This window comes from Candidatus Brachybacter algidus (assembly GCF_016707225.1).
Classification (GTDB): domain Bacteria; phylum Bacteroidota; class Bacteroidia; order Chitinophagales; family Saprospiraceae; genus Parvibacillus; species Parvibacillus algidus.
In genome coordinates this window covers 1,214,928-1,228,592 of sequence record NZ_JADJID010000001.1, presented here as the reverse complement: position 1 = coordinate 1,228,592, position 13,665 = coordinate 1,214,928, and the positions used below count along the sequence as shown (strand labels likewise).

The 13,665-nt window shown below is 36.0% G+C and carries 13 protein-coding genes; 5 read left to right on the top strand and 8 right to left on the bottom strand.

The window, feature by feature from the left end; translation table 11 throughout:
- Nucleotides 1–121: 121 nt before the first annotated feature.
- From IPI15_RS04955 to IPI15_RS04940, 4 genes are read left to right on the top strand one after another with little or no spacing between them, the layout of a single operon-like run.
- Entirely contained in the window at nt 122–748 is a 627-nt protein-coding gene (locus tag IPI15_RS04955) for a uridine kinase family protein (protein WP_287401132.1), read from the top strand.
- Nucleotides 749–801: 53 nt separating this feature from the next.
- The gene (locus IPI15_RS04950) at nt 802–1,947 is read left to right on the top strand and encodes a 5-(carboxyamino)imidazole ribonucleotide synthase (protein WP_287401131.1); all 1,146 of its coding nucleotides are present in this window, start codon (nt 802–804) and stop codon (nt 1,945–1,947) included.
- On the top strand, nt 1,940–2,434 hold the full coding sequence (purE, locus tag IPI15_RS04945; protein WP_287401130.1) for a 5-(carboxyamino)imidazole ribonucleotide mutase: 495 nt from the start codon (nt 1,940–1,942) through the stop codon (nt 2,432–2,434). The genes IPI15_RS04950 and purE overlap by 8 nt, the downstream gene beginning before the upstream one ends.
- Before the next feature lie 4 nt (nt 2,435–2,438).
- Entirely contained in the window at nt 2,439–2,885 is a 447-nt protein-coding gene (locus IPI15_RS04940; RefSeq protein WP_287401128.1) for a DMT family transporter, read from the top strand.
- 249 nt (nt 2,886–3,134) lie between these two features.
- On the opposite strand, the gene IPI15_RS04935 is transcribed toward IPI15_RS04940, so the two are convergent.
- The 3 genes from IPI15_RS04935 to radA form a co-directional block, all read right to left on the bottom strand.
- Nucleotides 3,135–4,337, bottom strand: coding sequence for an NAD(P)-dependent malic enzyme (locus tag IPI15_RS04935; RefSeq protein WP_287401127.1), 1,203 nt, complete (start codon nt 4,335–4,337; stop codon nt 3,135–3,137).
- A gap of 10 nt (nt 4,338–4,347) precedes the next feature.
- Complete coding sequence (locus tag IPI15_RS04930; protein WP_287401125.1) at nt 4,348–5,070, bottom strand: TIGR00730 family Rossman fold protein; 723 nt, start codon at nt 5,068–5,070, stop codon at nt 4,348–4,350.
- A 130-nt stretch (nt 5,071–5,200) separates the two neighbouring features.
- Nucleotides 5,201–6,574 carry a DNA repair protein RadA gene (gene radA, locus IPI15_RS04925; RefSeq protein ID WP_287401124.1) on the bottom strand — a complete coding sequence of 458 codons (1,374 nt, stop codon included), beginning with the start codon at nt 6,572–6,574 and terminating at the stop codon, nt 5,201–5,203.
- A gap of 333 nt (nt 6,575–6,907) precedes the next feature.
- Between radA and IPI15_RS04920 the strand changes: the two genes are divergently transcribed.
- Nucleotides 6,908–7,720, top strand: coding sequence for a S24 family peptidase (locus IPI15_RS04920; protein WP_287401123.1), 813 nt, complete (start codon nt 6,908–6,910; stop codon nt 7,718–7,720).
- Between the two features lie 324 nt (nt 7,721–8,044).
- On the opposite strand, the gene IPI15_RS04915 is transcribed toward IPI15_RS04920, so the two are convergent.
- The 5 genes from IPI15_RS04915 to guaA all read right to left on the bottom strand — a co-directional run bounded on the left by IPI15_RS04915 (nt 8,045) and on the right by guaA (nt 13,645).
- Nucleotides 8,045–8,527 (bottom strand): DUF1761 domain-containing protein, encoded by a 483-nt coding sequence (locus IPI15_RS04915; protein ID WP_287401122.1) that lies wholly within the window; start codon nt 8,525–8,527, stop codon nt 8,045–8,047.
- Nucleotides 8,528–8,670: 143 nt separating this feature from the next.
- Complete coding sequence (locus IPI15_RS04910) at nt 8,671–9,315, bottom strand: TrmH family RNA methyltransferase (protein WP_287401121.1); 645 nt, start codon at nt 9,313–9,315, stop codon at nt 8,671–8,673.
- Nucleotides 9,308–10,711, bottom strand: a complete 1,404-nt coding sequence (locus tag IPI15_RS04905) for an aldehyde dehydrogenase family protein (RefSeq protein WP_287401119.1) — start codon at nt 10,709–10,711, stop codon at nt 9,308–9,310. The genes IPI15_RS04910 and IPI15_RS04905 overlap by 8 nt, the downstream gene beginning before the upstream one ends.
- The gene (locus IPI15_RS04900; protein WP_287401118.1) at nt 10,680–11,981 is read right to left on the bottom strand and encodes an ABC transporter substrate-binding protein; all 1,302 of its coding nucleotides are present in this window, start codon (nt 11,979–11,981) and stop codon (nt 10,680–10,682) included. The genes IPI15_RS04905 and IPI15_RS04900 overlap by 32 nt, the downstream gene beginning before the upstream one ends.
- 119 nt (nt 11,982–12,100) lie before the next feature.
- Nucleotides 12,101–13,645 carry a glutamine-hydrolyzing GMP synthase gene (gene guaA / locus IPI15_RS04895; RefSeq protein WP_287401117.1) on the bottom strand — a complete coding sequence of 515 codons (1,545 nt, stop codon included), beginning with the start codon at nt 13,643–13,645 and terminating at the stop codon, nt 12,101–12,103.
- Nucleotides 13,646–13,665: the final 20 nt, after the last annotated feature.

Below are 13,665 nucleotides of genomic sequence, written 5' to 3'. Positions count from 1 at the left end.
GGATTGAATTATGCCTATTATCAAGCTAAAATAGGATTATTTTTAAATCTCTATGATATTATTCTTAATAAGTAAATTTGAAAATCTATTTTTGCGACCATGATCAAACATATGGAATATTATGCATAAGCCCTACATTGTTGGGATAACAGGAGGTAGTGGCTCCGGAAAGACTTCATTTCTTAAGAAGTTAACTGAAGGATATACTTCTGATGAAATTTGTATTTTATCTATGGATAACTATTACAAGCCCAGAACACTTCAAGTTTATGATGAAAACGGAGTCCAAAATTTTGATCTTTTTGACTCAATTGATGTAAACTCTTTCTTCAAGGACATCATTCGGCTAATTAGTGGTGAATCTATTGAGCGTGATGAATATGTCTTTAACAATCTTTTGGCGGAGCCATCTAAGATCACTATCAATCCTGCGCCTATAATGATCCTGGAGGGACTTTTCATCATGCATATGACAGACCTTAAGTCATTACTTGACTTAAAAATATTTGTTGAAGCCAAGGATGCATTGAAAATCATACGTAGGATCAAACGCGATCAATCTGAAAGAAACTATCCATTGGATGATGTCTTATATAGATATGAGTCTCATGTGCTGCCATCCTACGAAAAATATATTTTACCATATAAAAATGATGTAGACATCATCATCAATAACAATGGAGATACAAATGCAATTTTAAAAATACTTTGCAACCATTTTGATTTATTGATCGAGCAAAGCAAATAGCCGTAAATTGTTAATTATTAGTTGTTAATTATTATTTTGAACTATACAGATAAATGATGTTTAAAAGAATTGGCATTTTGGGTGGCGGCCAATTAGGTCGAATGCTTCAGGAAGTTGCACAGCGCTGGAATATGCCGGTTTACTGCATGGATTCTTCAGATGATGCTCCCGCAACTTTGTTCAACGGATTTTATACCCAAGGTGATATTAGAAATTATGAGGATGTCATGGCATTCGCTCAAGATAAGGATGTAATAACGATTGAAATAGAACACGTCAATCTGCAGGCACTCAATGAATTACAAGCTTTGGGTAAAGAAATTCATCCGAATCCAAATGCACTGGAGATCATTAAAAACAAAAATACTCAAAAGGAATTTTATAAGAAACTTTCAATCCCGGTGCCTGAATTCACTACTTTTGAAAATAAAACTCAGGCATTAGAAGTGTTTGCTACTTGGAAAGGTAAAATTCCATGCATCTACAAAAGTGCAGAAATGGGCTATGATGGCAAAGGTGTCAGAACCATTCATTCCATGGATGATGTTCATGAACTTGATGATATTGCAGGTGCATTTGAAGATAAAATAGATATAGGAATTGAAGTAGCAGTAATGCTGGCCGCTAATCCTGATGGCCAATTGGCGGTGTATTCTCCTGTAGCTATGCATTTTGACCATGATAATCATATATTATCTGAAGTGCATTATCCATATGAATTGCCTGAAGCTCAAGTCTATGAAATGAATTCAATTGCTAAGAAGATAATGCTAGAACTTAAGCTTTGTGGTATTTGTGCCTTTGAATTCTTTATAACCAATGATGGCAAAGTATTCCTAAATGAAATAGCACCGCGACCTCATAACAGCATGCATTTGTCTATCGATAATGCCGTGTGTTCTCAATTTGAAATGCATTTAAGGGCAATTTCAAATTTACCACTTGGTTCAACAAAAATAATTTCACCGGGGATAATGTATAATGTCATTGGTGAAGAGGATGATAAGGGTAATGCAGACTTCGATGGATGGCATCAAACACTGAATGAAGCGGGAGTTTATGTACATTTATATGGAAAGACGACAATAAAACCCGCTAGAAAGATGGGCCATATCAATATTGTTGGTGATGATGTTAAATTATTGAAAGATAAACTTGAAATCGTCAAATCAAACTTTAAAAATATTAAAAATGGATAATGAAACGCCTCTGGTTGGAATCATCATGGGATCAGATTCAGACTGGCCAATTATGCAGGATGCAGCTAAAATACTTGAATCCTTTGGGGTTAAATATGAAGCTATGGTTGTCTCTGCCCATAGAACACCATCTTTGTTATTCTCCTATTCAAAAGGAGCAGCAGGTAAAGGCATAAAAGTCATTATTGCAGGAGCCGGTGGTGCTGCACATCTTCCAGGAATGGTGGCTGCTATTTCGATCCTCCCTGTGATTGGTGTTCCAATTAAATCTTCCAATTCAGTGGATGGTTGGGATTCCATTTTATCTATTCTTCAGATGCCAGGAGGCGTTCCTGTCGCCACAGTAGCTCTAAATGGTGCTAAAAACGCAGGTATTCTGGCGACTCAAATCCTCGCAACGAATGATACTCAACTTTCATTAAAACTCCAGAATTATAAAGCTGAAATGGAAAATGCGGTACTTTCTAAAACTTTAAAAATCGAATAATACTTTGACAAATTGGCTTCCTATTCTACTCGCCATCTTAGCAGGAGTGCTTACACCTACGCAGGGTGCAATCAATAATAAATTAACTCAATTTGTTGGCAACCCAATTTTGTCCTCCTTCATCTCATTTATTGTAGGAAGTATAGCGCTTGGGATTTGTCTCTTATTTACTAAAAATCCGTTTGCGCTTTTTTATCAAACCAAAGATGCACCACTAATTGCATGGACTGGCGGAATATGCGGAGCTATATTCATTACCGCAATCATTTTGGCTATTCCGAGAATTGGAGTAACAATGACTTTTAGCCTTGCTATTCTTGGCCAGATGCTTATCACCTTGCCCATTGATCACTTTGGCTTTTTGGGTACTCCGGTAAGGGAAATTAATATACAACGAATTATCGGTGTATTGCTGGTAATAATTGGAGTAATTGTAATCAGGAAATATTAAAAGGTCTTTAGGCTTTGGATCGCTGAGCTTTGGTCTTTAGTGTTGTAGTGTAAACTAGTTTTATTTGAGGTATAGGGGGCGCTTTAGCGTGTTGGCGCATTAGCGCTTTAGCGTTTTAGCTTGTTAGTATAAGGAGTTAGGTTTTGATATTTATCAATAGCTGTTTTTGTTATAATGTATTATTTCTGCGTCACCACAAACATGACCCATCAACAAAATAACAAATAACAATTAACAACTAACAATTACCTAAAAGCCATATATCTGCTCCAAACCCCATTCCGCCGTCGCTGCCTTTTTAACCGCTTCGGCAACCTTGTAAGCTACCTCTTCATTCAGCGTGGCAGGAATTATGTTGTCCTTACTTGGTTCTGAGACGCATTCAGCGATCGCAAATGCAGCTGCCAACTTCATACTCGCTGATATCTGAGGAGCTCTTACATCCAATGCACCCCTGAATATCCCTGGAAAACCAAGTACATTGTTCACTTGATTAGGAAGGTCACTTCTTCCAGTTCCTACGATGAATGCTCCTCCTGCATGTGCTTCATCAGGCATAATCTCTGGAATTGGATTTGCAAGGGCAAAGATGATAGAATCTTTATTCATGGTAGCAATGTCATGCCTGTCAAGAAGGTTGGCACTACTTACGCCTATGAACACATCAGTATCGATCAAAGCATCTTTCAGACTACCTGATCTGTTTTCGAAATTAGTGAAGGAGAGCAAAGATTTTTTTGCATCAGTCAGATCTTCACGATCTCTGCATATAATACCTTTTGTATCACAAATAAATATTTCTTTCACCGGCTCACAAACATCACCTGTGGCATGTTCCACGCATCTTAATAATCTGGCAATGGCTATACCGGCTGCTCCTGCTCCATTAATGACCACTTTTAGTTCATTCAATCGTTTCCCAGCCAGCTTCGCAGAATTTATCAACCCTGCCAACACTACTACTGCAGTGCCATGTTGGTCGTCATGAAATACAGGTATACCTAAATCTTGCAAGGCATTTTCAATTTCTAGACAACGAGGAGCACTAATATCTTCAAGGTTAATACCTCCAAATACAGGCGCGATTCTTCTTACAGTATCTATTATTTCCTGAGTATCCTGAGTATCCAGGCATATCGGAAACGCATTTATTTGTGCAAAGCGCTTAAACAACATAGCCTTGCCTTCCATAACAGGAATGGCAGCAGCGGCACCTATATTTCCTAATCCTAACACGGCAGATCCATCTGATACGATAGCCACAGTGTTTCCTTTCATCGTATAATCATACACTAAAGCAGGATTGGCAGCTATCTCAAGGCAAGGAGCAGCAACTCCCGGAGAATATACTAGCGAAAGATCTTCTTTTGTTCTAACTGTAAATTTGGATTGTACTGAAATTTTACCTTTTAATTGTTTGTGCAGGAATAATGATTCCTTAAAATAGTCCATTAATTTTCTTTTAAAGTTCGTAGTTTGGTCTTAGTCTAACTTGTTTTTCACCTTCATAGTAATCGTTGATGATCTGAATCACCTCTTCTATATCATCTGTACTTGGAATAAGATCCATATCGATCGGATTTATATTCCCCTCTTCCTCACCCATTACTTCTTTAATCCAAAGCTTAAGTCCTTTCCAATAATTTACTCCAAATAATATAACTGGTACGCGACTTACTTTCTTTGTTTGAATAAGAGTTAAAACTTCAAACAATTCGTCCATTGTGCCAAATCCACCAGGCATTACGACGAATGCTTGTGCGTATTTAACAAACATTACCTTACGAACAAAGAAAAACCTATGATTCAAGTTTTTATCTGGATCAATATAAGGGTTATGGTTTTGTTCAAAAGGTAATTCTATATTCAAGCCAACTGAGATACCGCTACTTTCATATGCTCCTTTATTACCCGCCTCCATGATTCCAGGTCCACCTCCGGTAATAACACCATATCCTTCTTCAGTTAATCTTTTGGCAATATTTGTGGCTATTTCATAATATTTACTTCCTGGTTTCGTCCTGGCAGATCCAAATATCGAAACGCACGGTCCTATTCTATTTAGAGTTTCAAAACCATCCACAAATTCAGAAATTACTTTGAAAAGTGTCCAGGAATTTTCACCCTTCATAGTATTCCACTGCTTCATATTCCGTGGCATGCGATTGTTATTTTCTTTACTCATATAGGAAGTTCATTTAAATTTATTACAACATTAAATTGTCTTTTCTTTTAGGACAAAAAACCAATAAAAGTAGGAAAATAAAGGTATTTAAATCACTTAGATCAAGAAAAACATATAATTTAAAAAGCCCTTAATTGAAAATATCAAGTAATTCCTCGATCTTAATTACTTGTATAATATTAATTCTCAGCTGATTACTAGCAGTATACTTTGCATATTTTGAAATAAAAATAGTAGTTAATCCCATTCTTTCTGCCTCATTAATTTTTTGATCTAATTTCTGAACCGGACGAACTTCTCCAGACAATCCTACTTCTCCTGCAAAGCAGAAACCTTGAGGCACAGGCTTATTCTCCAAAGATGAAATAATAGCAACAGCTAAGGCAAGGTCAATGGATGGATCATCCACTTTAATGCCACCGGCAATATTAAGAAATACATCATTGTAACCCATTGGCAGCTGACATTTCTTCTCCAGTACAGCTAAAAGTAAATTCATTCTTTTAGAATCATAACCTGTAGCAGATCTTTGTGGGGTGCCATATACAGCTCTTGCTACTAAAGCCTGTACTTCAAGTAAAAATGTCCTAGATCCTTCACCTACTACACCTATTGCATTCCCACTATAAGCCTCGTCTCGATGTCCTGATAGCACATCACTCGGATTTGGAACTTGCCTCAATCCACTTTCGGCCATTTCATAAATGCCAATCTCGTCAGTTGATCCGAAACGATTCTTTCTTGATCTAAGTAATCTATAAGCGTAATGTCTATCGCCTTCAAAATACAAAACGGTGTCGACAATATGCTCTAACAATTTTGGTCCGGCAAGGTCACCATCTTTGGTTATATGTCCAATAATTACAATGGCTACATTTTTCTCTTTTGCAAATCTCTGCAATTCAGCTGCGGTTTCTCTGATTTGACTTATACTGCCTGCTGATGAATCCAACCAATCAAGGTACATTGTTTGAATACTATCCAGAATCATTATAGAAGGTTGAATTTCTTCAACCTGTCGAAGAATGGCAGTTACATCAGTTTCACTATAAATATAGCATTTACCATTATCCTGGTTAATCCTATTAGCTCTTAATTTTATCTGCTCCTCACTTTCCTCACCAGATACATACAATACATTTACATCAAGCTGCATCGCGATTTGTAGCATCAAAGTAGATTTACCTATACCTGGCTGACCACCTACCAAAATTACTGATCCTGGAACTATTCCTCCGCCAAGCACTCTATCAAGTTCTTCATCTTGGGTTTTTATTCTGTGATAATTATTGGTTTCAATATCTTTCAATAGCTTAGGCTTGACAGAGACTTTTGCTTTGCTCTCAGTTGGCGCCCAAGTGCCCTTATTTCTAGCACTTACAGGTGCTTGGATCAATTCTTCCTGGTAAGTATTCCATTCTCCACATGATGGACATTTGCCAATCCATTTTGGACTGTTAGCGCCACAAGAAGTGCATATATATACTGTTTTTGCCTTAGCCAACTTTTTATTTTTTTACAATATTAAGAATAATTTGGATATTTCTGGGGTTGCTGCGCGGAGCGCAGCAACCCCAATGGGTCATGACCCATTGGGGGGACAGATCCCAGAGGGATCCGTCCCCCTCACCCTCGCACCTTCTCACCTTTTAACATACCATCACCAAAAGCAACAACTAATAAGTAACAACTAATAATTAACAAATAACAATTAACAACTAATTCATGTAACTTTCCTGTGCATTAATTAAATTATTTAAATATTTTGCTAACATACTTGTTGATTTATTGTAATATCTTATTACCTTTGCTACTGAACTATATAAATTAAATAAATATGGCAAATGTTGTTTCACAGCGATTTGTTTTGGTTGTCAATAAACTAATAAAAGACAGCACTGTCAAAAGCGCAAGAAAACTCAGCCAATCATTAGACTACCTTCCTCAAAGTCTGAGTGAGGTGGTAAAGGGAAAACGAGATGTTCCGATCGAAGTTATACAGAAGTTAATAGCGAGATATAATGTAAATCCTTTATTTCTTTTCATGGGTGAAGGTGAAATATTTTTAGATGAAGACAATCAATATTCCTTTAAGACTCTGACATTAGTAACGGATAAGGATAATGACGAAAGAATAGTTCATGTTCCGATGCCCGCTCAAGCCGGCTATGCAGAGGAATTAAACAACCTCGAGATGATGAGGGACCTTCCATCATATACACTTCCTGATATAACCTATCAGACAGGCACTTTCAGAAGTTTTGATGTACGCGGTGATTCAATGGAACCGTCTATAGAAGAACATGATATATTAATCTGCAGCTATCTTGAACCTACTCTTTGGGAATCAAGTATAAGAGACCATCATGTATATGTAGTAGTTACTCGTGGAGATGTTGTAGTTAAGAGGGTAGTTAATAATCTTCGTAAACATAAACATTTAGAGATGCATTCTGACAATGAGTCCTATAATATGTATCGAATGCAAGGCAATGATATCCAAGAGGTTTGGTTCGTGAGATCTAAAATATCAAGATTCAAGCATAATAGAAGTGCTCAACAATCAGCTTTTTCTAATGAAGAGATATTATCTTTACATAATACAATTAAAGCTCAGGCAGATATGATAAATCGTATGCATCAAAATTAGGGGTCAGAGGTCAGAGATCAGATGCTAGACACTAGATAATAGATGCTTGAAGTGAGATGCTTGATACGAGTGATTACTGATACTGATTACCATTACTGATTACTGATAAAACCTAGTCACTCCGCCAAATCTTCACGCATTACCTATTACTAATTACCCATTACCAAGGAAAGGTGATAAGGATACAATCAGTCAGAATCACGGATTAAACGGATTTTATGATTACACTGATTTTATAAGTAGCAAAGATTGAATAAAAAGTAATTTGAATCTAAGCTTTTATTACTGATCACTCATCACTGATTACTCATCACTGATTGCTGATTACTGCCAGCTACAAATAATTCCGCCCATGATCGTTAAACTGACTAACCAATAACCAGTATTTATTAAAATGTACTTCCACGATTTACGCTCAAATAGTGCATTAATTGCTATGATTGGGAAAATAAATAAAATGCTTACCATCCCACCATGCAATGCACCATGCTTAAATGATCTGAAAGCTTGTCCATAATCATTCATGAAAGCTGAATAAGATTGTTTTGCACCTGCTATGTCTCCACCTACCATACCCAGAGCACCGAATTGATGAATAGTTACAAATTGAATCATAAAACCTATTAATATACTGAATACATATGTGAGAATAAAAGTCAAAGCCATATTGCCAGTCTTTAGTTTAGATTCGGAGATCTCAGCAGCATTCATCCATGCATTAGCAAATAATTTAGGTGAATACCAAACAAATCCTATGACTAAAGGAATTAAAGCGGCGACAAAAATTGCTATAAAATTAGGTTGCATAATAAACGTTTTTGAATGGAAGCGCAATAATTATTGAAGTTAAAAAATATTTTTACTATTAGTATATATTTTTTAAAAAACAATTAGATTAATATTAAAAATAAAGGTATATTAATCTTCCAATAAAAAGTCGCAAAATTAAATCAGTCTATCGGCTTTAATTTATACCTCGGAATATTTCGTGTTTTTATCTTTGTCTTAGCTATCAGAACTTCTAACATTTCCTGAGACTGAGTGGTATTTAAGTCAGGATTGTCTGTATACTTTCCGGCATTATATCTTTGACGATAAGCTTCGTAAAGGATGATTGCGGCAGCGACTGATACATTGAGGCTTTCTGCCATACCAACCTGTGGAATCAATACCTGGGCATCACAATAAGACAATGCCATATCACTTAATCCACTATGTTCATTTCCAAACATAATTGCAATTGACTGCGTAAAATCAGTTTCGAAATAATTTCCTGCCAAATCTGACAAAGCAGCACCAACAATATAAGTATGACTTTTCTTTATTTCTTCCATACATACCTCTAAGCTGTTGTAAAATTTTACATCTACCCATTTACGAGTGCCCATAGAAGACCTTTTACCTAAAATTAACTGCTCAGACAACTTGCCTTCATTCGTATTTACTACTGAAATTTTTCTAATACCAATAGAATCACACGTACGCAATATTGCTCCGATATTATGGGAGTCATTGACATTTTCTAAAACAAGGGTTATACTTAGCTGTGATTTTTTAGCAACCTCGTTAAATTTATTTAAGCGTCTTTCATTCATTGGGAACAATGATCGTCTTAAGATTGAGAAATTCATAATATCCTTCTGCACCCATTTCTCTTCCAAATCCGGATTTTTTAATTCCTCCGAAAGGAAGCCTTGGATCACTGCTCATCATTTGATTAATAGCTACAGAACCAACTTCGACCTGTCCACAAATCTTCAAAGCTCTTTCTATATCCTTAGACCAGACACTGGCCCCTAGACCAAATCTTGAATTATTAACCTTTTGCAGCATTTCATTTTCATCTTTTACCACAAATACTGAAGCCACAGGACCAAAAGTTTCTTCAACTTCCAATGGACTATTTGTCGCTATATTCATTAATATCTCAGGATGGTAAACAGTTGAAATTTGCTCATCAATTCCACCTTTTAATAAATATGAAGCACCTTGCTTCACTGATTTTTGAACTTGATAGGACAAATTTTTAGCAAGATCTTCCCTCGCAAGTCCACTGACTTTATTTTTTTCATGATATGGAGAACCTACGGCATAAGATTTCATCTCTTTAATGAATAGCTCTAGCCATTCATCAGCAATAACTTTATCCAAATAAAACCGCTTTGCTGCTATACATGTTTGTCCATTATTATTCAATCTGGCTTTAACTGCTTGAGATGCTGAAAATGCAATATCTGCATCTTTCAACACAAGGAAAGGGTCACTTCCCCCAAGTTCCATTACACTTTTTTTGATATTAGTTCCTGCGATGGAACCTATAGAAATTCCAGCTCTTTCACTTCCTGTCACTGAAGTTCCTATAATATGATCTTCAGCCAAGATTGCTTTTACATCCTCATGCTCTATAAACATTGAAGTAAGAACATTTGGAATGCCACATGAATCTTCGATAGCCTGTTCGATTAAAAGCGCTGTTAGACCAACATTTTGAGAGTGCTTTAACAACACAACATTTCCTCCGCAAAGCACTGGTACAGCAAATCTCAAGGCTTGCCAAAGTGGAAAATTCCACGGCATAATACCCAATACTCCTCCTTGTGCCTGAGCTTGTACCAGACCAAATCTTCCTTGTTCCAACTGTATTTTGGTTGGAATATCAAGCTCTTCCAGTTTTCCATAATAATAATCACAAAGTGAAGCTGTTTTTTCAACTTCAGAACGGCTTTGAGCAATGGGTTTGCCCATTTCATCCGTAATTGTGCGAGCAATATAATCCTTATTTTTTAGCAAGTAACGAGAAAGCTTTTCTAAAAATAATTTTCTTTCTGCAATATCCACTTGCTTCCATGCCTTATATGCTGTTTTCGAATTGTCAATCGCAACTCTAATTTGATTGTTCGTCCAAGAAGGGATTTCATTGAGAAGTTCACCTGTATATGGATTTAGTGAAACATAATTCTTATTTGACCTGGACAAATCGACCTCCTTCAAATTTTTCAATTGTTATGTAAACGTTGTGACTGTATGAAGATTCACTATTATTAGTTTCTAAAGTAGGTTTAGTATAATTTGAAATTTGGTAATTTGAAAAATAATTTCCTGAAATCTGATTGTTAGGATTGAAAACTAACCCCTCACTTAAATCTGTTGAAATCTTACGGACCATATTTAATATATCGCTTCCATAAAATGATTCTGTAGAAGGCCATGTATTGTATTTATTATAATATGACTCATTAAATAAGGAAGCATTCATAGATTCCATGTCAACATAATTGAATACAGGAATATGAAGCGATAATTGTTCATAAATATTAAAATTCATCTGATCCCATTCTATCCACTGAGGCATTCCTGTGACTATAAATGATTTATTTTTTTTTAGGCTATTAATTTGATTCAAAATAGAACTGACCCAATTTTTATTCTCCCAATTTGGAATATTAAATACAACATTATTTAATCCTGCTAAGGAATTCTTCCAATCTGTATTATTTTCAGAAGTATAAATAATTTTATAAGGAGTTCTGCTTCCGTCGTAAATTAACTTAAAAGCTTCCAATGTGTTATTGTCCTTACTGTTGCGATTTTCTATCATTATGAATACCATTTGAGGCCTAAATTCACTAGAAACATATTCAGCTATTGATTTACAATAGGTATCAAGTGATGGCTTTAATTGAACATAATACGGATTATTCGTAATTATTTCTTCTGAAGTATTCCAAATGGAAATGAATGGAATCTTTTTATCCAAAGCTATTTTAGCTAATGTTTTTACCTGACTCGTTTGATAACCTCCAATTAAAATATCGGCCCTTTCGATAGCCGATCTGTTTAAAAGATCTTCTTCAGAATTAGTATTACCAATATTGATAACCTCTACCTTTATCTTCAACTTACCTGGACTTAATGACTCTGAAGCAAGCCCAAATCCATTAATTAATTCAGCGAACCTGTTCACCTCATAGCCACCATCCATTGGCAATGCCAGCACAACATTAATATTTTCCTTTTTAAGCCTTTTAAATGGCTCTTCCTGTCTAGGTCGCTGTTCTATTGGTTTTTCCGGAATACTTCTGGGATCGTTAACTATTTTTGAGCTATCTTCCTTAGGTTTATCAGGATCTTTTGATGGTTTCTTAGATTCCGTATTATCCTTACGAGTAGTATCAGTATTGGATAATTTTTTAGGTGTATTACAACTACACAAAAATAGAATCGCACTCATGAAACTGAAGAATATTAGTCTGCCTTTCATAATCTAAAAACCATAATTTGTTCGAATTAGTTTTGCAAAGATAAACATCTTACAATTAGATGGATGTCATGAAAAATAATAACATCGAATGAAAACCATAATCTAATATTAATTTAATACTATTCCCACTCAATCGTAGCAGGAGGTTTAGTGCTAATATCATAAACAACCCTATTGATTCCTCGCACTTTATTGATAATATCGGACGAAACTGTGGCCAGGAATTCATAGGGTAATCTACTCCATTCAGCAGTCATACCATCTGTACTTGACACTGCCCTTAGAGCAACTACATTTTCATAGGTACGTTCATCACCCATCACACCAACTGATCTCACAGGTAAAAGTATTACTCCAGCCTGCCAAACCTCATTGTATAAATTTTCCTTTTTAAGCAATTTTATAAAAATATCATCAGCATCCTGAAGCATAGCCACTTTTTGCGGTGTGATTTCTCCAAGGATCCTGATTCCCAGACCAGGACCGGGAAAAGGTTGCCTCTGAATAAATATGGGAGATAATCCTAGTGCAAGACCGACTCTGCGAACTTCATCTTTGAACAACATACGCAGTGGCTCAACAATTTTAAGTTTTAGATGCTCCGGAAGTCCACCAACATTATGATGAGACTTAATGGTGACGCTAGGTCCATGAACAGAAACTGATTCAATAACATCAGGATAGATTGTCCCTTGACCTAACCAAGAGATATCCCCAAGTTTGTGAGCTTCTTCCTCAAATACATCTATAAACCCCTTACCAATTGCTTTACGTTTATCTTCAGGGTCTTCTTTTCCTGCTAATGCATCGTAAAAATGGTCACGGGCATCTATCCCTACTACATTCAATCCTAGTTCTTTGTAATCCTCCAGCACTTCATTGTATTCATTCTTGCGCAAAAGACCATTATCAATAAAGAAACAGATAAGGTTTTCACCAATAGCTCTATGTAGTAGTGTCGCACCTACAGTGCTATCTACACCACCTGATAGCGCCATGAGTACTTTTTCTGATCCAATCTGAGTTTTAAGATTTTCGATGGATTCTTCTATAAAGGCGTTAGGTGTCCAATCAGCTTTTACACCTGCTATTTTCAGCAGAAAATTGGACAATAACTGCAATCCATTCGCTGTATGTGTTACTTCTGGGTGAAATTGGAATGCATATACAGGAGCTTCATCAGCTATTTGTTCTTTCTTAAAAAGTGCATATTCATTCTCTTCAGTAGTTGCAATGTTCTTAAATCCCTCAGGAATTGCAAGTACAGAATCCCCATGAGACATCCAAACTTGACTATTTTGAGAAATATTATAAAATAGAGGATCCTCAAGATCCTCTATTTTTAATATCGCTTTACCATATTCTCTTTGTTCAGAGCGCTCTACCCTTCCACCTTCGCGAGAAGCAAGATATTGAGCGCCATAACAAACACCCAATAAGGGTATTTTTCCAATGAAAGGTCCATATTCAATAGTTGGAGCATTTTCATCTCTGACACTGAAAGGGCTGCCTGATATGATGACAGCTTTAACATCTTCACCCAGAGTTGGAATCTTATTGAAAGGATATATCTCACAAAAAATGTTTAATTCTCTTACCCTTCTGGCTATCAGCTGAGTATATTGAGAACCGCAATCTAATATAATTACTTTGTCATGAGACATCTGAAACAACTATTTATAGT

Bases quoted from the DNA above. Each gene is read 5' to 3' on its own strand.
- IPI15_RS04910 (WP_287401121.1), bottom strand. From the start codon at position 9,315: ATGAATGAAAGACGCTTAAATAAATTTAACGAGGTTGCTAAAAAATCA.
- IPI15_RS04955 (WP_287401132.1), top strand. From the start codon at position 122: ATGCATAAGCCCTACATTGTTGGGATAACAGGAGGTAGTGGCTCCGGA.
- IPI15_RS04900 (WP_287401118.1), bottom strand. From the start codon at position 11,981: ATGAAAGGCAGACTAATATTCTTCAGTTTCATGAGTGCGATTCTATTT.
- guaA (WP_287401117.1), bottom strand. From the start codon at position 13,645: ATGTCTCATGACAAAGTAATTATATTAGATTGCGGTTCTCAATATACT.
- IPI15_RS04915 (WP_287401122.1), bottom strand. From the start codon at position 8,527: ATGCAACCTAATTTTATAGCAATTTTTGTCGCCGCTTTAATTCCTTTA.
- IPI15_RS04935 (WP_287401127.1), bottom strand. From the start codon at position 4,337: ATGGACTATTTTAAGGAATCATTATTCCTGCACAAACAATTAAAAGGT.
- IPI15_RS04930 (WP_287401125.1), bottom strand. From the start codon at position 5,070: ATGAGTAAAGAAAATAACAATCGCATGCCACGGAATATGAAGCAGTGG.
- IPI15_RS04950 (WP_287401131.1), top strand. From the start codon at position 802: ATGATGTTTAAAAGAATTGGCATTTTGGGTGGCGGCCAATTAGGTCGA.
- purE (WP_287401130.1), top strand. From the start codon at position 1,940: ATGGATAATGAAACGCCTCTGGTTGGAATCATCATGGGATCAGATTCA.
- IPI15_RS04920 (WP_287401123.1), top strand. From the start codon at position 6,908: ATGGCAAATGTTGTTTCACAGCGATTTGTTTTGGTTGTCAATAAACTA.